The following is a 21,602-nucleotide window of genomic DNA, read 5'->3' as shown; positions in this document are numbered from 1 at the left end:
ATGGCAAACGATGCCGCAACGGCGTATCGCGGCCTGGTGCGCCGGCCGTTCTTCGCCGTCGCAACCGTGGTGATGCTGGCGCTGGCGGTGGGGGCAAATGCGGTGGCGTTCGGTCTTGTCTACGATGTCTATGTCGCCCCCCTGCCATATCACGATCCCGGCCGGCTCGTGGTGCTCCGCCATATGCGACCGCGGACCGGGCTGACCCAACCCCTGATCTCGCCGGACGATTATGTCAGGCTCGCGCAATCCTTGAAGGGCATCCAGGATATCGGGCTCTATGTGCAGGGTGGTGAAGCGACGGCGATGATCGGCGGCGTCGCGCGCGGCGTCTCCTACGCGCAGGTCACGCCATCCTGGTTCCGCACGTTGGGATTGGTGCCGGCTCTGGGCGCGCTGCCGGGCCTCGACTCAGGCCAGAAGGGCGGCCCGCCGGAAGCGATGATATCCTACAAATTCTGGCAGGCGGCGTTCGGTGGCGCAGCCTCGGTGATCGGCCGCACGATCGATGTGGGCGCGGGCGCGAAGCGGATCGTCGGTGTGCTGCCGCGCGATTACGCGTTTGCCTTTCACAAGGATGTCCTCGAAGTCGTGGCGCTGCCCATGGCCCGGCCGATCATGCAGAATGTCAACGAGTTCGGCGTCGCCCGATTGGCGCCGGGGGTCACGTTGGCCGCGCTCGACCGGCAGATCGACGAGGCGAAACTCTTCGTGCTGGAATATCAGCATCAAAATACCGCCGCCTCCGCTGGCATGGATATTCTCGACGCGCGCTTGCTACGGCCGGTCCTGATCGGGGACGATAGCCTCGCTGTCCTGCCGCTCGTGCTGCAGGGCATGGCTCTGCTGCTGCTGGCCCTGGCGATTGCCAATGCCGCCAACCTCGCCTTGGTCCGCCAGCGCGGGCGGATCAACGAATACCGCTTGCGCCGCGTCATCGGCGCCTCGCGCGCCGCCGTGATGCGCCTGCTCCTGCTCGAACAGGTGCCGATCGGCATCGCCGTCGCCGTGCTGGCGCTCGCCATCGGGTTCGTCGCCGAGCGCGGCGGCATCGCCCCATTAGGGGCTGCGATCGGGGTGATGCCGTTCCACTTCAGCTTCGGCTGGCCCGAGGTGCTGGCGGCACTCGCGCTCACCTTGATATCGGTCCTGGTGATCACCGCGATCCCGCTGGTACAGCTGTCGCGCCGGACGTCGGGGCAAACCATCGGCCGCGGCGGCACCGCGACCATGGGCCGCGGCGCCAGGGGCGCGCAGCGGCTGATGGGGGTCGTGCAGGTGATGCTCGCCCTGGCTTTATTGATCGCGAGTTTCGCACTCGGCGGCAGCCTGTACGCCGCCCTGAGCCGCCCGCTCGGATTTCAGCCGGCGCACCGGCTGATCGCTTCTGTGCTGTTGCCGCAAACGGCGGCGAACACCGGCTCCCTCGCCGCGATCGAGGTGGGCGTGGCCAGACAGCCCGGCATCACCGCCGTCGGTGGCTTCGGCTTTGCCGCCTACCCGTTTTCGCAGGAGCATTATTATTCACTGATGAGCAGCGATGACCCCCACGCACGCCGGTTCCATGCGAATATGGTGACGCCGGATCACGGATATTTTCGCACCATGGGCATAGCATTGCGGGCAGGTCAGCGGATCACCACCGCCGCGTATCGCAGCGGGGCGAGGGTGATGATCGTCGGCGCCGGTCTGGCACAACGCGTCTTCGGGACCGAGCGCGTGATCGGCAAAACCGTGAATTTGTACGGGCTCGGCAAATACCGCATCGTCGGTGTGACCAATCCGGTGGTCTGGCGGGTAGCACCCTGGCACCAGATACCGGGGACGATCTATTTCCCGGTGGCGTCGGTGAAATTTCCCGGCGCGACCCTGCAGGAAGTCCATCTGGTGGTGCGCTATCGGGGCAGCGTTCTGGCCGCCGAACAACGGGTCACGTCAGCGGTTGCGGCCGCGGTCCCCGGTGCGGTGGTCAGCCGGGTGCTGCCCTACCGGCGGCTGATCTTCATCGACACCGCGTTCCGCACCCTCGCGGCGTGGCTCGCGGTGAGTTTCGCGCTCATCGCCCTGGTGGTGGCGGGGCTGGGCGTCTATGCGGTAAACGCCTTCGTCGCCCGCGCCCGGTTGCCGGAATTCGGCATGCGGGCAATGCTGGGCGCAAGCCCGGCGCGGCTGCTGCGCCTCGCCTTGCGCGATGCGGCCTGGCTACTCGCGTTCGGTCTGGGGGGCGGTGCATTGGGTGGCTATCTATTGATCCGGGCGATGTCGCCCTTGCTGTTCGAAATCGGGCGGATCGAACCCTTGGTGTTCATCACCGCGGTGATCGTGGTCAGCGCGATCGTGCTGGGCGCGGCGTGGAAGCCGGCCTCGCTTGCGGCCAACACGCCGGTGAAATCCATGCTGGACGCTTCGTGAACCGCCGGCTCGTCATCCTGCTCACCACCCCGCCGCCGATCGCCAACCATGGTTGAATCGGCCGGCACAATCCTGATCGCCGATGATCAGGCCGATATCCGCGAAGCCCTGGCCCTGGTGCTGCGCGCCGAAGGTTTCACCACCAAAGGCGCCGCATCCCCCGCCGAGGCCGCCCTGCTGCTCGATGCCGGCGGCATCGACGCCCTGCTGCTCGACCTCAATTTCGCAACCGACACCACCTCCGGCGACGATGGCATGCGCCTGCTCGCCTCGGTCAAAACAATCCACCCCGACCTGCCGGTGGTGGTGCTGACCGGGTGGGGCTCGGTCGATCTCGCGGTGCGCGCGCTCCGCGCCGGTGCGGCCGATTTCCTCGAAAAACCCTGGGAAAACACCCGCCTGATCACCGTGCTGCGCAGCCAGCTCGCCCTCGCGCGCGCCCGCCGCACCGCGGCCAGCCTCACCCACCCGGCCGCCCAGGGCGATATCATCGCCACCTCCGCCGCGATGCGCGCGGTCCTCACCATGGTCGAAAAAATCGCCCCGGCCGATGTCTCGGTGCTGATCACCGGGGAAAGCGGCACCGGCAAGGGCCTCATCGCGCGCCACATCGCGGCCCTGTCGCATCGCCGCGACAAACCCTTCGTCACGCTCGATCTCGGTGCCGTGCCGGAAAGCCTGATCGAGTCTGAATTGTTCGGCCATACCCGCGGTGCCTTCACCGATGCGAAAACCGACCGGATCGGCCGGTTCGAAATCGCCAACGGCGGCGTCCTGTTCCTCGATGAAATCGGCAACGCCAGCCTCGCCACCCAGGCCCGCCTGCTCTCCGTGCTCGAAGACGGCATGATCACCCGCCTCGGCGAGGCGACACCCCGCCGCGTCGATGTCCGCGTCATCGCCGCCACCAACGCCGATCTGCACCAGTTGATCGAGGCCGGCCGCTTCCGGCGCGATCTGCTGTTCCGCCTCAACACCGTCGAAATTGCCCTGCCGCCGCTCCGCGCACGAGGCGATGACGTGTTTCTGCTCGCCGCCGACTGCCTCGCCGCCTCGGCCACCCGCCACGGCCGCACCGTCACCGGCTTCGCCCCGGATGCCCTGGCCGCGCTCTCGAACCACCCCTGGCCGGGCAACGTGCGGGAATTATCCCACGTCGTCGAGCGCGCCGTATTGCTCGCCGACCACGATCTGATCGGGGCCGCGCATCTGCGCCTCGGCCCGGTCGCCGCAACCCCGATCGAACACATGACGCTGGATCAAGCCGAGCGCTACCTGATCCATCGCGCCATGGCCGAGGCGGGCGGCGATGCCGAACGCGCGGCCCGACGCTTGGGCCTCTCGCGCAGCGCCTTCTACCGGCGCCTGTCGCAGCTGCGCACGTGATCGGCGTCGCGGCACTCATCATCGGTGCTCCCATCTTCGGTGCCCTGATGATCGGCGTCGCCTGCGGCTATGCCCTGGCACGCCGCCGGGCGGACCGCGGCTACCGCCAGCTCGCCGCCCTGCTGCTCGGCTTGCGCGATGGTGACTACACACTCCGCGCCATCGCGGCGCGCGGTGCGCTCGGCGCGGCCTTCGCGGCCGTCAACGCGCTGGCCGACGCCCTGATGGGCACCCGCCGCGCCGGCATCGAATCCGATGCGCTGCTCGGCAAGCTGCTCGGCGCGGTCGATCTCGCGATCATCGTGATCGGCCCGCGCGGCACCATCATCGGCGGCAATGACGCCGCCGGCACGCTGCTCGGCACCGATGCCGAATTCCTGACCGGCCTGCACCCCGAACCGCTCGGCATCGCGCCATGGCTCGACCCCAACGGCCCCACCCGGTTCGACACCGCTCTGCCCGGCGGCACCGGCCCGTGGCACGTCCGGCGCGTCCGCTTCCGGCGCGGCGGGCGCGATCATCTGGTGCTGGTCGCGAGCGACCTGTCACGTGCCCTGCGCGATGAGGAACGCCGGGTCTGGCGCGGGCTCATCCGCGTGCTCAGCCACGAAACCGGCAATTCGCTCGGCCCGATCCAGGCGACCGCCGAAGCCCTGCAACGCCACGCGGCCGATCCGCGCCAGATACGCGACGGCCTCGCCCTGATCGAGCGCCGCACCCGCAGCCTGGCCGGCTTCATCCGCCGCTACGCCGACCTTGCCCGCCTGCCACCGCCGATGCCCGAACCCGCCGCACTCGGCCCGCTGCTGCACCGCATCGCCGCCCTCGAAACCCGCGTGCCGATCCGCACCGCCATCGGCCCTACGAACGAGACCATGCTCGATCCCGCGCAGATCGAACAGGCGCTGATCAACCTGATCCGCAACGCCGCCGATGCCGCGCTCGAAGCCGGCGGCGCGGTCGACATCACGCTCGAAATCGCCGCCCCGCACATCCGCATCGCGATCATCGACGAGGGCAGGGGCCTGCCGCAGACCGAAAACCTGTTCGTCCCCGGCTTCACCACCAAACCCGGCGGCAGCGGCATCGGCCTCGTCCTCGCCCGCGAAATCATCGAAGCCCACGGCGGCACGCTGCATTTGTCCAACCGCCCCGATCGCACCGGCGCCCAGGCTCTGATCACACTGCCCGGCTGACGCAGCGCGCCACCCGCTTGATCTCGATCAACGACAACCCAGCCCGCCCCGCGCATCCTGCCCGCCAATCAACCACCCCCGAAAAGGACGTGCCATGATCGAAGACTGGGCAAAAATCATCACCGCGATGGACGGCGGCGTGCGCGACCTGCGCGAAGCCAACCCCGATGTCATGAAAGCCTTCGGCGCCATCGCCAAGGCCGCGCACGGCGGCACCGCGCTCGATGCCAAGACCAAGGAACTCATCGCCCTGGCCATCGGCGTCGCCACCCGCTGCCAGCCCTGCATCGCCTATCACGCCCGCGATGCCGCGCGCGCCGGTGCCACCCGCGCCGAAATCGCCGAAACACTCGGCGTCGCCATCTACATGGGGGCCGGCCCGTCCGCGATGTACGCCGCCGAGGCGCTGGAATCCTTCGATCAATCGGCCCCATGAACCAGTAGCGCGCAACGCTCTCCACTTGGGGATGGCTCGACCAACGACGAACGCGGGCCTATGAATCCGCCCGATCGTCCCGCCCCCAACGGAGAGCAAGATTTTGAACGCTTCTGCTGTATTTGCACGCCTCGTCGCCGTCGTCGGTGAGGTCACCTCGCGCGTGCGCCGCGCGAGCGACGGTTCCCACGCACCCGCCTGGGGCACCGCGCCGGCGATTCCGCTCGCCAAACCGCAAGGCCGCCTGCCCACACTCAAAATGCCCACCGCGCGCGGTTGGTCGGATGGCCGAACGCCGCTCGCCGCCCCCGGCCTGCGCGTCAACGCCTTCGCGACCGGCCTGCGCCATCCGCGCTGGATTCAGGTGCTGCCGAACGGCGACGTGCTGGTCGCCGAAGCGATCAGCGTCGCCGGCAAGATCACAAGCGCGTTCGACTACGCCATGTTCAGCACCATGCAGCGCGCCGCCGCGGTCGGCATCAGCCCCAACCGCATCACCCTGCTGCGCGATGCCGATGGCGATGGCGTCGCCGAAATCCGCGAAATCTTCCTCGAAGGCCTCAACCAGCCGTTCGGCATGGCGCTGGTGGGTGACACGTTCTACGTCGGCAATACCGATGGCGTGGTGGCGTTCCCCTACGTCCCCGGTGCCACGCGCATCACCGCACCGGGGCGCAAGCTCAACAGTTTCAACGGCGGCGGCCACTGGACGCGCAGCCTCCTGCCGAGCCCGGATGGCACCAAATTATACATCGGCGTCGGCTCGCTCACCAACATCGCCGACGAAGGCATGGCGGTCGAAGCCGGCCGCGCCGCCATCCACGAACTCGACCTCAAGACCGAACAGACCCGCATCTTCGCCGCCGGTCTGCGCAACCCGGTCGGCATGGCCTGGGAACCGCACACCGAAACACTCTGGACCGTGGTGAACGAGCGCGACGGTCTGGGCGATGAAACCCCGCCCGACTATCTCACATCGGTCCGCGAAGGCGGCTTCTACGGCTGGCCCTATTGCTACTGGGGCCAGACGGTCGACGACCGCGTCCCCCAGGACACTGCCCTCGTCGCCACCGCCGTCACCCCCGACTACGCGCTCGGCGGCCACACGGCCTCGCTCGGTCTGTGCTGGATGAACGCGGGTGCGCTGCCCGGCTTTCCCGCCGGCATGGCGATCGGCCAACACGGCTCATGGAACCGCAGCACGCTGAGCGGCTACAAGGTCGTGTTCGTACCCTTCGAAGACGGCCGCCCGTCCGGCCCGCCGCGCGATATCCTGTCGGGCTTCCTGGCACCGGACGAACGCGAATCCTACGGCCGCCCGGTCGGCGTCACCCCCGGCCCGGACGGCGCGCTGCTGGTGGCCGATGACGTAGGCGATGTCATCTGGCGCGTGACCGGCTGAGAGCCTCACCGACCTGATGCTGCCCCTACCGCTCACCCCTCGACCATCCTGCCCCAACAACCACGGAAACGCCCAAAATGATCCATGAACTCCGCCTCTATCGCTGCATGCCGGGCCGCCTGCCGGACCTGCTCACCCGGTTCGAGACCATCACCCTGCCGATCTGGCGCAAGCACGGCATCCGCCAGACCGGGTTCTGGACCACGGTGATCGGCGATTCCAATCTCGACCTGACCTATCTGCTCGAATGGGACTCCCTCGCCGAGCGCGAGACCAAATGGCTCGCCTTCCAGACCGATCCGGAATGGATCACCAAGCGCGCCGAAACCGAGCAGAACGGCCAGATCGTCGCCAACGTCACCAACCAGATCCTGCTGCCGACCCGCTTTTCCGCCATCGGCAATCCCTGATGCGCCGCATCGACCCCGCCCGCCTGCGCGCCGCGACCGAACGCATCGTCGCCGCCATGGGCAGCGATCCCGCCGAAACCCGCCTGATCGCCGATCACCTGGTCCGCGCCAACCTCGCCGGGCACGACAGCCACGGCGTCGGCATGCTGCCCGCCTATGTGCGAATGCTGCGTGAAGGCAAACTCATCCCCAACCAATCGCTCGCCACCATCACCGATGCCGGCGCCATCCTGGTGTTCGATGCCCGGCGCGGCTTCGGCGCGCACATGGCGCATGAAGCGGTCGCGCGTGCCATCGTCCGCGCGCGCGAGATCGGCGCCGTCACCCTCAGCCTGCGCAACAGCGCCCATATCGGCCGCATCGGCACCTATGGCGAACAGGCCGCCACCGCCGGCATGGGCTTCATCGCCTATGTCAACGTCGCCGACCATCACCCGATTTCGGCCCCGTTCGGCTGCGGCGAACCCCGCCTCGGCACCAACCCCTTCGTCACCGCGGTGCCCGCGCCGGGCGGTGCCGTGGTGCTCGACATGGCGACGACCACAATCGCCCACGGCAAGGTCCGCATCGCCCGCAACAAGGGCGAACCGGTCGCCGAAGCCTGCCTGATCGATGCCGCGGGCCAACCCACCACCGATCCCGTCCCCCTGATCGATCGCAACGAGGGCGCCTTGCAAACCTTCGGCCTGCACAAAGGCTCCGGCCTCGCCATCATGTGCGAAATCATGGCCGGCGCGGTCGCCGGCGGCCAGCGCGCGGACGAACCCGAACAGGACAGCATCCTCAACAGCATGTTCGCCGTGCTGATCAACCTCGATGCCCTCGGCGGCGTCGCCCGTGTCGCCGAAGGCGTCGCCGCCACCCGCGCCCATCTCACCGCCGCCCGCCGCGCGCCGGGGTTCGATCAGATCCAACTCCCCGGCGACCCCGAACGCGCCCACGCGGCACAGCGCACGCGTGATGGTATCCCGATCGATAATCTCACCCTCGCCCAGATCACCGAAGCCGCCGCCTCCCTCGGCATCACCGATTTCGCCGCCATGCTCTGATCAGCGCCACCCAACCCTCACCCCGCAACCGGAAACGAAATCGCAACCCTCAGCCCCGGCCGCTCAGCATCATCCCGCGACGCACGCAGCACCATCGTGCCGTCGTGCAACCCGACGATGGCGGCCACCAGCGCCAGCCCCAGCCCATGCCCCTCGCGCGAGCGGCTCGCATCCAGCCGCCCGAACCGCCGCAGCGCCTCGGCATGGCGCTCGGGCGGAATCCCCGGCCCGTCATCCGCCACGCTCACCGCAATCCCCCCATCATCCCGCCCAGCCGTCACGATGATCGCAGTCCCCGGCCCGCCGTGGGTGATCGCGTTTTCGATCAGATTGGCGAACAACTGATTGAGCAGCGCGGCATCGCCCGCCAGCGCCAGGTCTGGCGCAATCCGCGCGGTCAGCACCGCCCCCGCATCCTCCGCGACGGTTTCATACGTCTCAGCGATATCCTCAAGTAACCGCGATAAATCCAACATCGCGAACGACGCCCGGCGCGCCCCGCTCTCGATCTGGGCCAGCCGCAGAATCCCCGCCGATAACGCCAACGCGGCATCCACCTGCGCGATCGCATCAGTGAGCGCCGCCGGCAACACCGCCGGATCACCGCCGCGCAGCATCAACTCCAGCGATTCCCGCAGCCTTGCCAGCGGCGAGCGCAGATCATGCGCAATCTCGTCACCCACCGCGCGGATATTGCCCATCAACTGCTCGATCCGCGCCAGCATCGCATTGATGCCGCGCGCCAGATGATCGAACTCATCGCCTGATCCCGACAGCGGGATGCGCCGGGTAAAATCCCCCGCCATGATCTCCTCGCCCGCCGCACTCACCGCCTCGACGCGCGCCAACGCCCGCCGGCCGAACCCGATCCCCGCCGCCAGCCCGATCGCCAGCGTAATCCCGAACCCGATCAGAAAGCTGCGCCGGATCAACTCATCCAACTCATCCAGCATGGTCGCATCCGCCGCCACCAGCAGCGTACCACCGCCGCCGATCCGCTCGACCCGCGCGCGCAGCACCCGAATATGCCCGGCGAGCGCCGCGCCATGCTGCGCCACCAGATCATGCCAGCCCGGTGACGGCATCGGCAGCGTCAGATCCCCCGCGATCAGCCGCCCCTGCGCATCGTCGAGCCGGAAAAACGTCCCGGTCGGCGGCTCGGCAATCGCCGCGCGCACCCCGGCCGCGATCACACCCGGCGGCGTCCGCGCGCCAAACACCATGATTTCACTGATCTCGTTGTCGATGTCGGTATCCAGCGTCGTGCGCAACGCCCCCAGCGTACCGAGATAGATCACCCCGAACACCACCGCCGCACTCGCCGAAGCCAGGCCCACGCCCAGCGCCGCGAGCCGCACGCTGGTGGTCTGAAACAGCCTAGGCCGCATCGCCCAGCCGATAGCCCGCACCGCGGATCGTCTGCACCAGTTCCACAGCATGACCCCGGTCGATCTTGCCGCGCAGCCGCGAAATATGAGACTCCACCACACTGGTCTGCGGGTCGAAATGAAAATCCCACACCGCCTCCAGCAGCATCGTCCTGGTCACCACCTGCCCGGCATGGCGCATCATGTAATCGAGCAGCGCGAACTCACGCGGCTTGAGCGGTATCCGCTGCCCCGCCCGGCTGACCTCGCGTGACAGCCGATCCAGCGTCAAATCCGCCACCCGCAGCACGGTATCCGCCGGCTTCGCGTTACCCCGGCGCATCAGGGCGGCGATCCGCGCGCTCAATTCAGCGATCGCGAACGGCTTGACCAGATAATCATCGCCGCCGGCGCGCAACCCGTCCACCCGGTCATCCACCCCGCCGAGCGCGGTCAGGAACAGGGCAGGGGTGGTAATACCCGCACCACGCAGCATCCGCACCAGCCCCAACCCATCGAGCCCCGGCAACATCCGATCAACGATGATCATATCCCACGCCTCGCCGCCGGCGCGCAGCAGCCCGGTCCGCCCATCCAACGCCACCACGATATCGTGACCTTCGGGTGCCAGCCCCGCGCGCACCAGATCGGCGGTGCGGCCATCGTCCTCGATCAGCAGAATGCGCAGCCCTAGCTTGCTCTCCATGTCAAAGCAGGAGCGATGGTTTCGCCGCCGGGTCAAGCCGGTTTGCCCGACATTACAAAACGACAAACCAGCCGCAAGGCCACGGCCAGCCGTGCTCCGCCAAAGCATCCGTGCAACATTGACCAGCATGATGACCACTCGCCCCAGCCGCCTTGCCCGCCCGATCGCCACAATCGCGCACGCTACCCTGCTGCGCGCCGCCCCACTGCGCGCGGCCCCGCTGCTCGCCGCCCTGCTGCTCGCGGGCTGCGCGACCTATCGCACCCGGCCGCTCAGCCTGACCCCGCCGCTGCGCACCACACCGGCATCGCTCGATCATCAATTGCCGAATGGCCACCAGATCGACCCCACCGCCCCGCTGTCACCCCAGGCGCTCGCAGCCCTCGCCGTCCTGAACGACCCCACCCTCGCGGCCGCCCGCGCCCAGGCAGGCATCGCCCAGGCGCAGGCATTCGCCGCCGGCCTGCTGCCCGACCCGAACCTCCAGGGCGGCTTCGGCGCCCTGCTCGCCGGCCCGGCGGTCGCCCCCTCGATCGCGGCATCGATCACCGAGGACGTCGCCTCACTGATCACAAGGGGCGCGCGCCTCCGCGCCGCCCGGGCGCGATCGGCCGAAGCGGCCGCCAACGTGATGTGGCAGGAATATCAGGTCGCCTCTCAGGCCGAAACGCTGGCGGTCGCCCTTTGGGCGGACCGCGGCAGCCTCGCCGCGCTCGATCACGCCCGCCGCGCCCTGCGCAGCCTCACCGCCCTGTCGCGCCAGCAAATCGCCGCCGGCAATCTGACGATCGATCAAGCCGCCCCCGCCGAAGCCAGCCTCGCCAGTCTCGATGCCGCGCGCGATACCGCGGCCCAGCAGGCGCTGACCGACCAGGCATCCCTCGCTGCCCTGCTCGGCCTCACCCCTGCGGCGCCGATCATCCTCGCCCGCCCGGTCATCCCACCCCTGCCACCGGGCGGTGCCGCCGGCCTGATCGCGAGCCTCGCCCAACGCCGCCCCGACCTGATCGCGCTGCGCTACGGCTATCGCGCCGCCGATGCCGATCTGCGCGCCGCCATCCTCGCCCAGTTCCCGCTGCTGTCGCTCACCGTCAACGGCGGGTCCGATACCAGCCGCGTCGCGACGGTCGGCCCCAACGTCTCGCTGAACCTGCCGATCTTCAACGGCAATCGCGGCAATGTCGCGGTCGCGCGCGCCACCCGCCGGCAATTGAACGCGGCCTTCACCGCCGCCCTCGGTGCCGCCCAGGGCGGTGCCGATGCCGCGCAGCGCGCGCTCACCCTGCTCATCCGCCAGCGCGCCGCCGCAAGCGATCGCCTGACCCAGGCCGATCACGCCGCCGATGCCGCAAGCCGCGCCTTCCGCAGCGACCTGATCGACGCCCGAACCGAGACCGACCTGATCGACCAGCAGGCAACCCGCCGCACCGAGCTGATCGCGCTCGATCAAAAAATCGCTGCCGGCCGCATCGCCCTCGCCACCATGCTCGGTGCCGGACTCCCCATCGAAGCCCTGAACGGAACCGCCCGATGATCGCCCGCCTCCTGATGGTCCTGTCGCTCCTCTGCCCGGCGGCACGCGCGGCAACCCCGTCCAGCGCGCCCGCGCCCTCCGTCCTGGTCACCACGATCGCGGTGAAATCCGGCGCCATCCCCCGCAGCGTCACCGTCTACGGCACCATCGGCGCCGGCCCGGGTGCCACCGACACGCTCACCCTCGCCTATGCCGGCATCGTCACCAGGGTCGATGTCGTGCCGGGCCAGGCGGTGCATCAGGGCGAGGCTTTGGCGGTCATCGGCACCGCCCCCGCCGCACAGGCCGCCTACGCCCAGGCCGAAGCGGCGGTCCGCGCCGCGGCCCAAACCCTCGCGCACACCCGCGCCCTGGTCGCCGCCCATCTCGCCACCAACATCCAGCTCGCCCAGGCTCAACAGGCCGAAACCAACGCGATCGCCGCCCGCAACGCCCTGCGGCTCGATGGTGCCTCACACCCGACCGCGACGCTCACCGCCCCCTACGATGGCGTGATCGCCGCCGTCGCCGCCGCCCCCGGTGCCGCGCTGCAACCCGGCGCACCGCTGATCACCCTGCTGCGCGCCCATGCGCTGGTCGCAACCGTCGGGCTCGATCCCAGCCAGGCGCATCAGGTCCACCCCGGCGATCACGTCGCCATCACCCCCTTCGCCACCCCCGCCGGCCGGGCGCTGCGCGGCCGCGTCATGGCGATCGGTGCCATGGTCAACCCCGCCAGCGGCCTGGTCGATGCCACGATCTCGATGCCCGCCACCGGCTATCTGGTCGGTGAATCGGTCACCGCCGAAATCGACATCGGCACCGCGCGCGGCGTGATCGTGCCGCGTGACGCCGCCCTGCCGGACGGCAAACGCTTCCAGCTCTGGCAGATCGCCGCCGGTCACGCCCACCCGGTCACCGTCCAGATCATCGCCCGCACCGGCAGCAGCGCCGTCGTCACCGGAAAAATCGATCCTGCCCTGCCGATCGTGGTGAGCGGCAATTACCAGCTCAAACCGGGCATCGCCGTGCGGGTGACGCATTGATGGGTCTCGCCCGCTTTCTCGCCCGCCAGCAGCGCGCGATCCTGTTCCTGATGGCCACCCTCGCGCTGGCCGGCACCGTCGCCGCCATCGGCCTGCCGGTCGGCCTGTTCCCGCGCACGTCGTTCCCGCGCGTGCGCATCAACATCGATGCCGGTGCCCGCCCCGCCCAGCAAATGGTGTTGCAGGTCACCAAACCGACCGAACAGGCCCTGCGCGCCATCCCCGGCGTCGCCTCGGTCCGCTCATCCACCTCGCGCGGTTCGGCGCAGATCTACGTCGATTTCAACTGGGGCCAGAACATGGGCCAGGCGACGCTCGAGGTCGATGCCGCGATCGCCCAGATGCTGGCGGACTACCCGCCCGGCACCAAATACATCGTCCGGCGGATGGACCCCACCGTCTTTCCCATCATCGCCTACGCCATGATGTCGCACAGCATCTCGGCAACCAGGCTGCGCACCATCGCGGAATACCACATCGTCCCCGCACTCACCCGCATCGAAGGCGTCGCCAAGGTCAGCGTGCAGGGCGGTGCCACGCCGGAAGTGCATATCCTGGTCCAGCCCCAGCGCCTCGCCGCGATGCACATCACCCTCGCCCAGGTCGAACAGGCGGTCAGCAAATCCAACGTCCTCGCCGCGGTCGGCCGCATGACCGATTACGACCGGCTCTATCTGCTGGTGCAGGACAACACGCTGCACACCGTGCGCAACGTCCGCAACATCGTGGTCCGCGCCGGCCCGGATGGCGTGGTCCGGCTCGACCAGCTCGCCACGGTCCGCATGGGCACCGTGCCGGTCTATTACCGCGTCGCCGAAAACGGCGTCCCCGCCGTTACCCTGCAAGTGTTCCAGCAGCCGAACGGCAACGCCGTCGCGGTCGACAAAGCCGTGCGCCGCGCGCTCACGGCCTACCAGGCCGACCTGCCGCGCGGCGTCACCCTGGTGAAATGGTACGACCAGAGCGGCCTGGTCACCGCCGCCGCCAGTTCGGTGCGTGACGCCATCCTGATCGGCATCGTCCTCGCCGGCCTCGTGCTGATCGGCTTCCTGCGCAGTTGGCGGGTCACGCTGGTCGCCCTGCTGGTGGTGCCGGCCTCGATGGCCTCGGCCATCCTGCTGCTCTCCCTGCTCGGCCTCAGCTTCAACATCATGACGCTCGGCGGCCTCGCCGCCTCGGTCGGCCTGGTGATCGACGATGCCATCGTCATGATCGAACACATCGCCCGCCGCGCCGGCCACACTGGCGGCACCGCCGCCAAGGGCGCCGTGCTCGCCGCCGCCGCCGAGTTCCTCCAGCCGCTCACCGGCTCATCCCTCGCCACCCTCATCGTCTTCGCCCCGCTCGCCTTCCTCTCCGGCGTCACCGGCGCCTTCTTCAAGGCGCTCTCGATCACCCTGGCCGCCACCCTCGTCGCCTCCTGGCTGCTCTCGGCCTTCGCGGTGCCCGTGCTCGCCCGCGCGCTGATCAATTTCGACAAATGGCAGGACCCCGCCGAACGCCGCAGCGCCGCCGGCCGCGAAGGCTGGATGGAACGCTGGCACGGCAGGCTGCTGCCCCGCCTGATCGCGCGGCCCGCCTTGCTCGCGATCGGCATTGTCCCCCTGATCATCGCCGGCCTGCTCGCCTACCGCAGCGTGCCCACCGGCTTCCTGCCGCATCTCGACGAAGGCGGCTTCGTGCTGAACTACCAGACGCTGCCAGGCACCTCGCTCGCCGAATCGGTCCACGAAGTCGATGAAATCGAAGCCATCCTCCGCGCCGACCCCGCCGTCGCCACCTTCTCCCGCCGCACCGGCGCCGGCCTCGGCGGCGACCTCAACGAGCCCTACCAGGGCGATATTTTCGTCGAACTCAAACCGCTCGCCGACCGTCCGCTGATCTGGCCGGTGATGGACCGCATCCGCGCCAAAATCGAAGCCAAGGTCCCCGGCGTCGATTTCGACGTCTCGCAAATGCTGAGCGACCTGCTGGGCGACCTCACCGGCGTGCCGCAACCGATCGAAATCAAGCTGCACGGCGACCCCGCGCAACTCGTCGCCACCGCCCACAAGGTCGGCGCCGCGATCGGCCATATCAAAGGCGTCGTCTCGGTGTTCGACGGCGTCACCCTCGCGGGCGACGCGGTGGACATCCACGTCGATGACGCCCGCGCCGCCATGCTCGGGCTCGACCCCGATCAAGTCCGCCAGACCCTGCAAACCGCACTCACCGGCAGCATCGTCACCGCCCTGCCGGGCCAGTATCGCTTCACCGATGTCAGGCTCACCCTGCCGGCCGCCGCCAAGCAGGACATGGGCGCGCTCGCCCGCATCCCGGTCGCCACCGCCAGCGGCGCCCTGGTGCCGATGGGCGATTTCGCGACCTTCAAAGTGGTCTCCGGCCAGCCCGAAATCGACCGCGAAAACCTCCAGCAGATCGTCGCGATCACCGGGCGGATCAGCGGCCGCGGCATCGGCGGCGTCATCACCGACGTCCGCAAAACCCTCGCCAAACCCGGCCTGCTGCCGAGCGGCATGCACTACACCCTCGGCGGCCTCTACAAACAGCAGCAGATCGCCTTCGCCGGCCTCGCCAAAGTGTTCATCGCCGCCATCGCCGCCGAATTCATCCTGCTGCTGTTTCTCTACCGCAGCTTCATCATCGCCGGCGCCATCCTGTTCACCGCCCTGCTCGCCAGCCTCGCCGTATTCATCGGCCTGTTCATCTCCGGCGTGCAGCTCAACATCACCGCCCTGATGGGCATGACCATGATCGTCGGTCTGGCGACCGAAATGGCGATCTTCTACGTCTCGGAATACCAATCGCTCGCCGAACACAACGACCCGCGCGAATCCCTGATCATCGCCAGCCGCAACCGCCTCCGCCCGATCGCGATGACCACGCTCGCCGCCATCCTCACCCTGCTGCCGCTCGCTTTCGCGATCGGCGAGGGCTCGGGCATGCAGCAACCGCTCGCCATCGCGATCATTTCCGGCTTCATCGTGCAGTTCCCGCTGGTGCTGTTCGCCCTGCCGGTCCTGCTGAAACTATCGCTCCGCCGCACCGGTTGACCGGCGCGGCGTCACGCGGACGCTCCGGATCAGAATGGAATTTCATCATCCAGATCATGGCCGCCCCGGCCGGAATCCCAGCCGCTGCCGCCACCGGCCGGGCTGCGCGCGGGCGCCGCACCACCCCCCCCACCGTAACTGCCGCCACCGCCCGCCGCCATGCCGCCGCCCGCACCACCGGCCGGCCGATCGAGCAGCACCATCTCCGCACCAAACCGTCCCAGCATCACCTCGGTGGTGAATTTCTCCTGGCCCGATTGATCGGTCCATTTGCGGGTCTGCAATTTACCCTCCAAATACACCTTGGAGCCTTTTTTCAGATATTTTTCCGCAACCTCGGCCAACCGGTCGTTCATGATCACCACGCGGTGCCACTCGGTCCGCTCCTGGCGCTCACCGCTCGCCTTGTCGTTCCACGATTCCGAAGTCGCAAGCGCAAGATTGACGACTTTCATACCGGACTGCGTCGATCGCACCTCCGGGTCCTTGCCCAGATTGCCGACCAGCGTCACCTTGTTCACACTACCTGCCATCGTCGATCCCCTATCGTGTTCAGTCTGTCATCCGTGTCACTGGCGCTCAGGCGCGTCAAGGATCGAGCAAGGTCTTCTTTTTCATGAACAAAAAAGCAGCAAAAAAAACTTCGATCCTCATGAGACGACGTCAACGAAACCGCCCATACCCCAGATAACAAAAGTTTTTTGCTTCTTTTTTCCAAAAAAGAAGCGCTTGCTTACGTCGCCTTGTCACGCCTGAACCCCGCCATCCAGCCCCTTCCCACAACCATGATTTGACGCCATATCTACCATGAACATATCGGAAACAAAAGCATGACCGGGTCGGGCTTCATCGTCGTGCGCGGAGCGCGCGAACATAATCTGAAAAACGTCGACGTCCGCATCCCGCGCGACAAACTCACCGTGATCACCGGCCTGTCCGGCTCCGGCAAATCCTCCCTCGCGTTCGATACCATCTACGCCGAAGGCCAGCGCCGCTACGTCGAAAGCCTCTCCGCCTACGCCCGCCAGTTCCTCGAACTGATGGGCAAGCCCGATGTCGACAGTATCGAGGGTCTGTCCCCCGCCATCTCGATCGAACAGAAAACCACCTCGAAAAACCCGCGCTCCACCGTCGGCACCGTCACCGAAATCCACGACTACATGCGCCTGCTCTGGGCCCGCGTCGGCGTGCCCTATTCCCCGGCAACGGGCCTGCCGATCGAGGCGCAAACCGTCAGCCAGATGGTCGACCGCGTCATGACCATGCCCGAAGCCACCCGCCTGCTCCTGCTCGCCCCCGTGGTGCGCGACCGCAAGGGCGAATACCGCAAGGAGCTCGCCGAACTCCAGCGCCGCGGCTTCACCCGCGTGAAAATCGACGGCAAACTCTACGAAATCGCCGACGTCCCCGCGCTGAACAAAAAAATCAAGCACGAAATCGAAGCGGTGGTCGACCGCGTCGTGGTCAAGGACGGCATCGAACAACGCCTCGCCGACAGTTTCGAAACCGCGCTCAGCATGTCCGACGGCATCGTCTACGCCGAAAACGCCGACACGAACGAACGCACCGTGTTCTCCGCCCGCTTCGCCTGCCCGGTCTCCGGCTTCACCATCGAGGAGATCGAGCCCCGCCTGTTCAGCTTCAACTCCCCCCACGGCGCCTGCCCGGACTGCGCCGGCCTCGGCACCGAAACCTTCTTCGACCCCCATCTGATCGTGCCGGACGAAACCAAATCCCTCGCCCAACAAGCCATCGCCCCCTGGGCCAACGCCCAATCCCCCTATTACGACCAGACCCTGACCAGCCTCGCCAAATTCTTCAAGGTCAAAATGTCGACCGCCTGGGAAGACCTGCCACAAAAAGTCCGCGACGCGATCCTGTACGGGGCAGGGGAGTCCGAAATCGAATTCCAATACAAGGACGGCGTGCGCGCCTATGGCGTCAGCAAATCCTTCGAAGGCGTCGTCCGCAACCTCGAACGCCGCCTGCGCGAGACCGACAGCGTCTGGGTCCGCGAGGAACTCTCCCGCTACCAGGCCGACCGCCCCTGCAAAACCTGCCACGGCGCCCGCCTCCGCCCGCAGGCGCTGGCCGTGAAAATCGACGGTGAAACCATCGCTGGCGTTTCCGACCTCTCGATCAAGGACGCCCGCAACTGGTTCGGCCGCACCCTCGAAACCCTCACCCCGCAGCGCCAGGAAATCGCGCGCCGCATCCTGCGCGAAATCACCGAACGCCTGCAATTCCTGGTCGATGTCGGGCTCGACTATCTCTCCCTCGCGCGCGGCTCCGCCACCCTGTCCGGCGGCGAAAGCCAGCGCATCCGCCTCGCCAGCCAGATCGGATCGGGCCTCACCGGCGTGCTCTACGTGCTCGACGAACCCTCGATCGGCCTGCACCAGCGCGACAACGAACGCCTGCTCGGCACGCTGCGCCGCCTGCGCGACCTCGGCAACACGGTCTTGGTGGTCGAACACGATGAAGACGCCATCCGCACCGCCGACCACGTGATCGACATGGGCCCGCTCGCCGGCATCCACGGCGGCGAACTCGTCGCCGAAGGCACAATCGCCGAAATCGCCGCCAACCCCCGCTCCCTCACCGGCGATTTCCTCTCCGGCCGCCGCGGCATCGCCATCCCCGCCCAACGCCGCCCGATCGACCCCGCCCGCATGCTCAGCCTGATCGGCGCGCGCGGCAACAACCTCAAAAACGTCACCGGCGCCTTCCCGCTGGGCGTCTTCACCTGCATCACCGGCGTCTCCGGCGGCGGCAAATCCACTTTGGTGATCGACACGCTCTATAAAGCCGTCTCCCGCCGTCTGATGGGCTCCGGCCAGGTGCCCGCCGCCTACGACCGCATCGACGGCCTCGACCAGCTCGATAAAATCATCGAAATCGACCAATCCCCGATCGGCCGCACCCCCCGCTCCAACCCCGCCACCTACACCGATTTGTTCGCCCCGATCCGCGACTGGTTCGCCGAACTCCCCGAAGCCCGCGCCCGCGGCTACAAATCCGGCCGCTTCAGTTTCAATGTGAAGGGAGGGCGGTGTGAAGCTTGCCAGGGCGACGGCGTGCTGAAAATCGAAATGCACTTCCTGCCGGACGTGTTCGTCAAATGCGACACCTGCAAAGGCAAGCGCTACAACCGCGAAACCCTGGAAATCAAATTCCGCGACCTCTCGATCGCCGACGTGCTCGACCTCAACGTCGAAGAAGCCATGGCCTATTTCGCGGCCCAACCCCGCATCCGCGACCGCCTCGAACTCCTGATGAAAGTCGGCCTCGGCTACGTCAAACTCGGCCAATCCGCCACCACCCTCTCCGGCGGTGAAGCCCAGCGCATCAAACTCGCCAAGGAACTCGCCCGCCGCGCCACCGGCCGCACCCTCTACATCCTCGATGAACCCACCACCGGCCTGCACTTCGAAGACGTCCGCAAACTCCTCGAGGTTCTCCACGCCCTGGTCGATACCGGCAACACCGTCATCGTCATCGAACACAACCTCGAAGTCATCAAAACCGCCGACTGGGTGATCGACCTCGGCCCCGAAGGCGGCGACGGCGGCGGTGAAATCGTCGCCGCCGGCACCCCCGAAGACGTCGCAACCGTCCCCCGTTCCCACACCGCCCGCTTCCTCGCCCCCCTTCTCGCCCCGCCCGCACAGGAAAAACGCAAACGCCGGCGGGCTTGAAGGGAAGGGAAGGGAAGGGAAGGGAAGGGAAGCACTTCTTTTTTGTAAAAAAGAAGCAAAAAACTTTTCGTCCTTGGGCTGATCGGCGCCCGGGCTGCATACCTAAACGAAATCGGGCGCGCCTTAGCGACGCGTGTTGAGGCGCGTCGTACGGTAAAACGCCATCAAAGGCGTCACATAATCGATGCTCCCCAGGTACAGCTCGCCATTGGAAACAACCTCCGCCTGCTCCGGCCAACAGCCATCCGGCCGCCGCCGCAAAACCTCCGCACCGACCGATACCGAAGAGACGACCAATATCTCCCGCACACTCGATATCGACGCATACGCCCAGACATTCGCCCAGGTCTCCCGATGATTGCTCGGCGATAATATCTCGATCAGTAACACGGGCGCACTCAACAGCGACCCGTCATCCCCACCCGGCGAACAACTCACCCCGATATCCGGCACCCGCACATTATGGGCACGGTCCAAATGCGGCGTAACCCCGGGCGCCATCAGCACATCGCAAGCACTGCCCCGCTCCAGCAGATGATTGCCGATCAACCGCGCAATCTCCGCCTGAATCCGAGCATGCGTCGTACGCGCCAGCGCCATCGCCACCGGCTCACCATCGACAAGCTGCCAGACCTGCCCGTCCTCCGGACACCAATCCATAAATTCCGCCACACTCATCCGAGCCGGGAATTTGGTCGCACTAGACATAACCAGTCACCTAGCACGACAATCGACCAACAGGAAACCAAAACCCCCCACGCCCATCAACACCAAAAACCACCCGCGTAGAAGCAGCACATGCGATGTGGACTTTCGAGAACCGTGCCCGGTCTGGCCAGCCACGGCAATCCCTTCGTTCAGGGATCGCCTGCGTATCGTCCTAACCCCTCCGTTGATGTCTGCGCGTCGCCTGGAGTCCCAACAGCGCGATGATGGCGGTACCGAGCAGGACGATGGATGACGGCTCGGGCACTTTTATGACGTTGAAGCCAGCATCGACGATATAAAAACCAGAAGAAGAAATAGCTGGACCATTGCCTTGCGCGACATAGGCAAAACCCAAGCTTTGAGTATGCGAGGGGCCCCCCCAAGAATATCGCGGGAGGAAATCCAAACTGGCTAGTCACAAACTGAAATCCGATGTCGGGGGTATTGTATGAATCAGTGAACGTCACAGTATTGCAGGCTGTCAGTACACTGAATGTGTAAGCGGCACCGGTTAGCGAATTCTGGCACGCGTCGAGTTGCCGGTTTGCCGGGCTGTTTGCCGAGGAGGTCAAATTGTAGCTGCTGCCGTCCCAAAGGACATTGAAATTGCTGAAACCAGTCCCGGGCACGTAGTCGAATGAACCGCTCGCTGAAAAATTGGGATCGCTGCTGGAGGTCGGGGTACTAAAAATGATGTCATACAGGCCAGCCCTGGCACTCGAAGTTGCCGAAACGATCAAAAGAGCGGCGAGCAGAATAGCTTTATACATCGAAAGTAAATCCTCTGAAGAGGTTTACAACTAAAAGTTGTGTCGGTCAAAGCGTTTTGCTGAACAACAGATATTTTTTTGCGATACACGATAATTACAAATTCGAATAGAACATTTTTGAGGACAGGGCGATGCCGAAAACAGCACGCGATGGGCTGCCCTTCCGCACCCCATCATTCAACCCCCGCCAAACCCCACCACCACCACAGCCGGCTTCGCTCTCCCAGCGACCTGACGGGCAAAAAACGAACACCGGCCAAAGCGCAGAGTCCGCGGGCCAAGCCTGGGGGCAACATCGCGCACGGCCTAATGTCGCTACCAAACCGACCGATTCTTCGGAGCTAATTCAAAATTCCGTGCCTATCCGGTTGACTCAGACACCCACTAGGGCTAGTGGCCCCCGCCATGGCGGCCATTGACATTCACCAGCGTGACGAACTGGCTTTCCCC

16 protein-coding genes are annotated in these 21,602 nt (G+C 66.8%); 11 read left to right on the top strand and 5 right to left on the bottom strand.

Annotated features, from left to right (window positions below):
- The 7 genes from B7X49_RS02680 to B7X49_RS02650 all read left to right on the top strand — a co-directional run bounded on the left by B7X49_RS02680 (position 1) and on the right by B7X49_RS02650 (position 8,291).
- Positions 1-2,412: an ABC transporter permease gene (locus B7X49_RS02680; RefSeq protein WP_286703131.1), complete on the top strand. Its 2,412-nt coding sequence runs from the start codon at positions 1-3 to the stop codon at positions 2,410-2,412.
- Between the two features lie 48 nt (positions 2,413-2,460).
- Positions 2,461-3,798: a sigma-54 dependent transcriptional regulator gene (locus B7X49_RS02675; protein WP_286703130.1), complete on the top strand. Its 1,338-nt coding sequence runs from the start codon at positions 2,461-2,463 to the stop codon at positions 3,796-3,798.
- Positions 3,795-4,994, top strand: coding sequence for a PAS domain-containing sensor histidine kinase (locus B7X49_RS02670; protein WP_286703129.1), 1,200 nt, complete (start codon positions 3,795-3,797; stop codon positions 4,992-4,994). The genes B7X49_RS02675 and B7X49_RS02670 overlap by 4 nt, the downstream gene beginning before the upstream one ends.
- A gap of 94 nt (positions 4,995-5,088) precedes the next feature.
- Positions 5,089-5,430, top strand: a complete 342-nt coding sequence (locus B7X49_RS02665; RefSeq protein WP_029310920.1) for a carboxymuconolactone decarboxylase family protein — start codon at positions 5,089-5,091, stop codon at positions 5,428-5,430.
- A 103-nt stretch (positions 5,431-5,533) separates the two neighbouring features.
- The gene (locus tag B7X49_RS02660) at positions 5,534-6,832 is read left to right on the top strand and encodes a sorbosone dehydrogenase family protein (RefSeq protein WP_286703128.1); all 1,299 of its coding nucleotides are present in this window, start codon (positions 5,534-5,536) and stop codon (positions 6,830-6,832) included.
- Positions 6,833-6,909: 77 nt separating this feature from the next.
- On the top strand, positions 6,910-7,242 hold the full coding sequence (locus B7X49_RS02655; RefSeq protein WP_029310918.1) for an NIPSNAP family protein: 333 nt from the start codon (positions 6,910-6,912) through the stop codon (positions 7,240-7,242).
- Positions 7,242-8,291, top strand: coding sequence for a malate/lactate/ureidoglycolate dehydrogenase (locus B7X49_RS02650; RefSeq protein WP_286703127.1), 1,050 nt, complete (start codon positions 7,242-7,244; stop codon positions 8,289-8,291). The genes B7X49_RS02655 and B7X49_RS02650 overlap by 1 nt, the downstream gene beginning before the upstream one ends.
- A gap of 17 nt (positions 8,292-8,308) precedes the next feature.
- Here B7X49_RS02650 and B7X49_RS02645 read toward each other — a convergent pair whose 3' ends face one another.
- Together B7X49_RS02645 and B7X49_RS02640 are read right to left on the bottom strand one after the other, a co-directional pair.
- A complete protein-coding gene (locus tag B7X49_RS02645; protein WP_286703126.1) occupies positions 8,309-9,679 on the bottom strand; it encodes a HAMP domain-containing sensor histidine kinase in 1,371 nt (456 codons plus the stop codon).
- Complete coding sequence (locus B7X49_RS02640) at positions 9,669-10,364, bottom strand: response regulator transcription factor (protein ID WP_286703125.1); 696 nt, start codon at positions 10,362-10,364, stop codon at positions 9,669-9,671. Before B7X49_RS02640 ends, B7X49_RS02645 begins: the two co-directional genes overlap by 11 nt.
- A 130-nt stretch (positions 10,365-10,494) precedes the next feature.
- On the opposite strand from B7X49_RS02640, the gene B7X49_RS02635 reads away from it, so the two are divergent.
- Genes B7X49_RS02635 through B7X49_RS02625 form a run of 3 tightly spaced genes read left to right on the top strand, consistent with a single transcriptional unit; the run spans position 10,495 to position 15,976 of the window.
- A complete protein-coding gene (locus B7X49_RS02635; RefSeq protein WP_286703124.1) occupies positions 10,495-11,898 on the top strand; it encodes a TolC family protein in 1,404 nt (467 codons plus the stop codon).
- Entirely contained in the window at positions 11,895-12,923 is a 1,029-nt protein-coding gene (locus B7X49_RS02630) for an efflux RND transporter periplasmic adaptor subunit (RefSeq protein ID WP_286703123.1), read from the top strand. Before B7X49_RS02635 ends, B7X49_RS02630 begins: the two co-directional genes overlap by 4 nt.
- A complete protein-coding gene (locus B7X49_RS02625) occupies positions 12,923-15,976 on the top strand; it encodes an efflux RND transporter permease subunit (protein WP_286703122.1) in 3,054 nt (1,017 codons plus the stop codon). Before B7X49_RS02630 ends, B7X49_RS02625 begins: the two co-directional genes overlap by 1 nt.
- A 29-nt stretch (positions 15,977-16,005) precedes the next feature.
- Here B7X49_RS02625 and ssb read toward each other — a convergent pair whose 3' ends face one another.
- On the bottom strand, positions 16,006-16,509 hold the full coding sequence (gene ssb, locus B7X49_RS02620) for a single-stranded DNA-binding protein (RefSeq protein ID WP_029310911.1): 504 nt from the start codon (positions 16,507-16,509) through the stop codon (positions 16,006-16,008).
- 297 nt (positions 16,510-16,806) lie between these two features.
- Between ssb and uvrA the strand changes: the two genes are divergently transcribed.
- The gene (gene uvrA / locus B7X49_RS02615; protein ID WP_286703121.1) at positions 16,807-19,674 is read left to right on the top strand and encodes an excinuclease ABC subunit UvrA; all 2,868 of its coding nucleotides are present in this window, start codon (positions 16,807-16,809) and stop codon (positions 19,672-19,674) included.
- Between the two features lie 123 nt (positions 19,675-19,797).
- Here the strand turns inward: uvrA and B7X49_RS02610 are convergent, their stop codons facing one another.
- Entirely contained in the window at positions 19,798-20,334 is a 537-nt protein-coding gene (locus B7X49_RS02610) for a Uma2 family endonuclease (protein ID WP_286703120.1), read from the bottom strand.
- Positions 20,335-20,554: 220 nt separating this feature from the next.
- Positions 20,555-20,737, bottom strand: a complete 183-nt coding sequence (locus B7X49_RS02605) for a PEP-CTERM sorting domain-containing protein (RefSeq protein WP_286703119.1) — start codon at positions 20,735-20,737, stop codon at positions 20,555-20,557.
- Between the last annotated feature and the right edge of the window lie 865 nt (positions 20,738-21,602).

Source organism: Acidiphilium sp. 34-64-41 (assembly GCF_002282635.1).
Lineage (GTDB): Bacteria > Pseudomonadota > Alphaproteobacteria > Acetobacterales > Acetobacteraceae > Acidiphilium > Acidiphilium rubrum.
Note: the sequence above shows the minus strand (reverse complement) of the source record. Positions and strands in the feature narration are given on the sequence as shown.

Coding starts and splice junctions, on each gene's coding strand:
- B7X49_RS02680 (WP_286703131.1), top strand. CDS start 1: ATGGCAAACGATGCCGCAACGGCGTATCGCGGCCTGGTGCGCCGGCCG.
- B7X49_RS02675 (WP_286703130.1), top strand. CDS start 2,461: ATGGTTGAATCGGCCGGCACAATCCTGATCGCCGATGATCAGGCCGAT.
- B7X49_RS02665 (WP_029310920.1), top strand. CDS start 5,089: ATGATCGAAGACTGGGCAAAAATCATCACCGCGATGGACGGCGGCGTG.
- B7X49_RS02655 (WP_029310918.1), top strand. CDS start 6,910: ATGATCCATGAACTCCGCCTCTATCGCTGCATGCCGGGCCGCCTGCCG.
- B7X49_RS02650 (WP_286703127.1), top strand. CDS start 7,242: ATGCGCCGCATCGACCCCGCCCGCCTGCGCGCCGCGACCGAACGCATC.
- B7X49_RS02645 (WP_286703126.1), bottom strand. CDS start 9,679: ATGCGGCCTAGGCTGTTTCAGACCACCAGCGTGCGGCTCGCGGCGCTG.
- B7X49_RS02640 (WP_286703125.1), bottom strand. CDS start 10,364: ATGGAGAGCAAGCTAGGGCTGCGCATTCTGCTGATCGAGGACGATGGC.
- B7X49_RS02635 (WP_286703124.1), top strand. CDS start 10,495: ATGACCACTCGCCCCAGCCGCCTTGCCCGCCCGATCGCCACAATCGCG.
- B7X49_RS02630 (WP_286703123.1), top strand. CDS start 11,895: ATGATCGCCCGCCTCCTGATGGTCCTGTCGCTCCTCTGCCCGGCGGCA.
- B7X49_RS02625 (WP_286703122.1), top strand. CDS start 12,923: ATGGGTCTCGCCCGCTTTCTCGCCCGCCAGCAGCGCGCGATCCTGTTC.
- ssb (WP_029310911.1), bottom strand. CDS start 16,509: ATGGCAGGTAGTGTGAACAAGGTGACGCTGGTCGGCAATCTGGGCAAG.
- uvrA (WP_286703121.1), top strand. CDS start 16,807: ATGACCGGGTCGGGCTTCATCGTCGTGCGCGGAGCGCGCGAACATAAT.
- B7X49_RS02610 (WP_286703120.1), bottom strand. CDS start 20,334: ATGGATTGGTGTCCGGAGGACGGGCAGGTCTGGCAGCTTGTCGATGGT.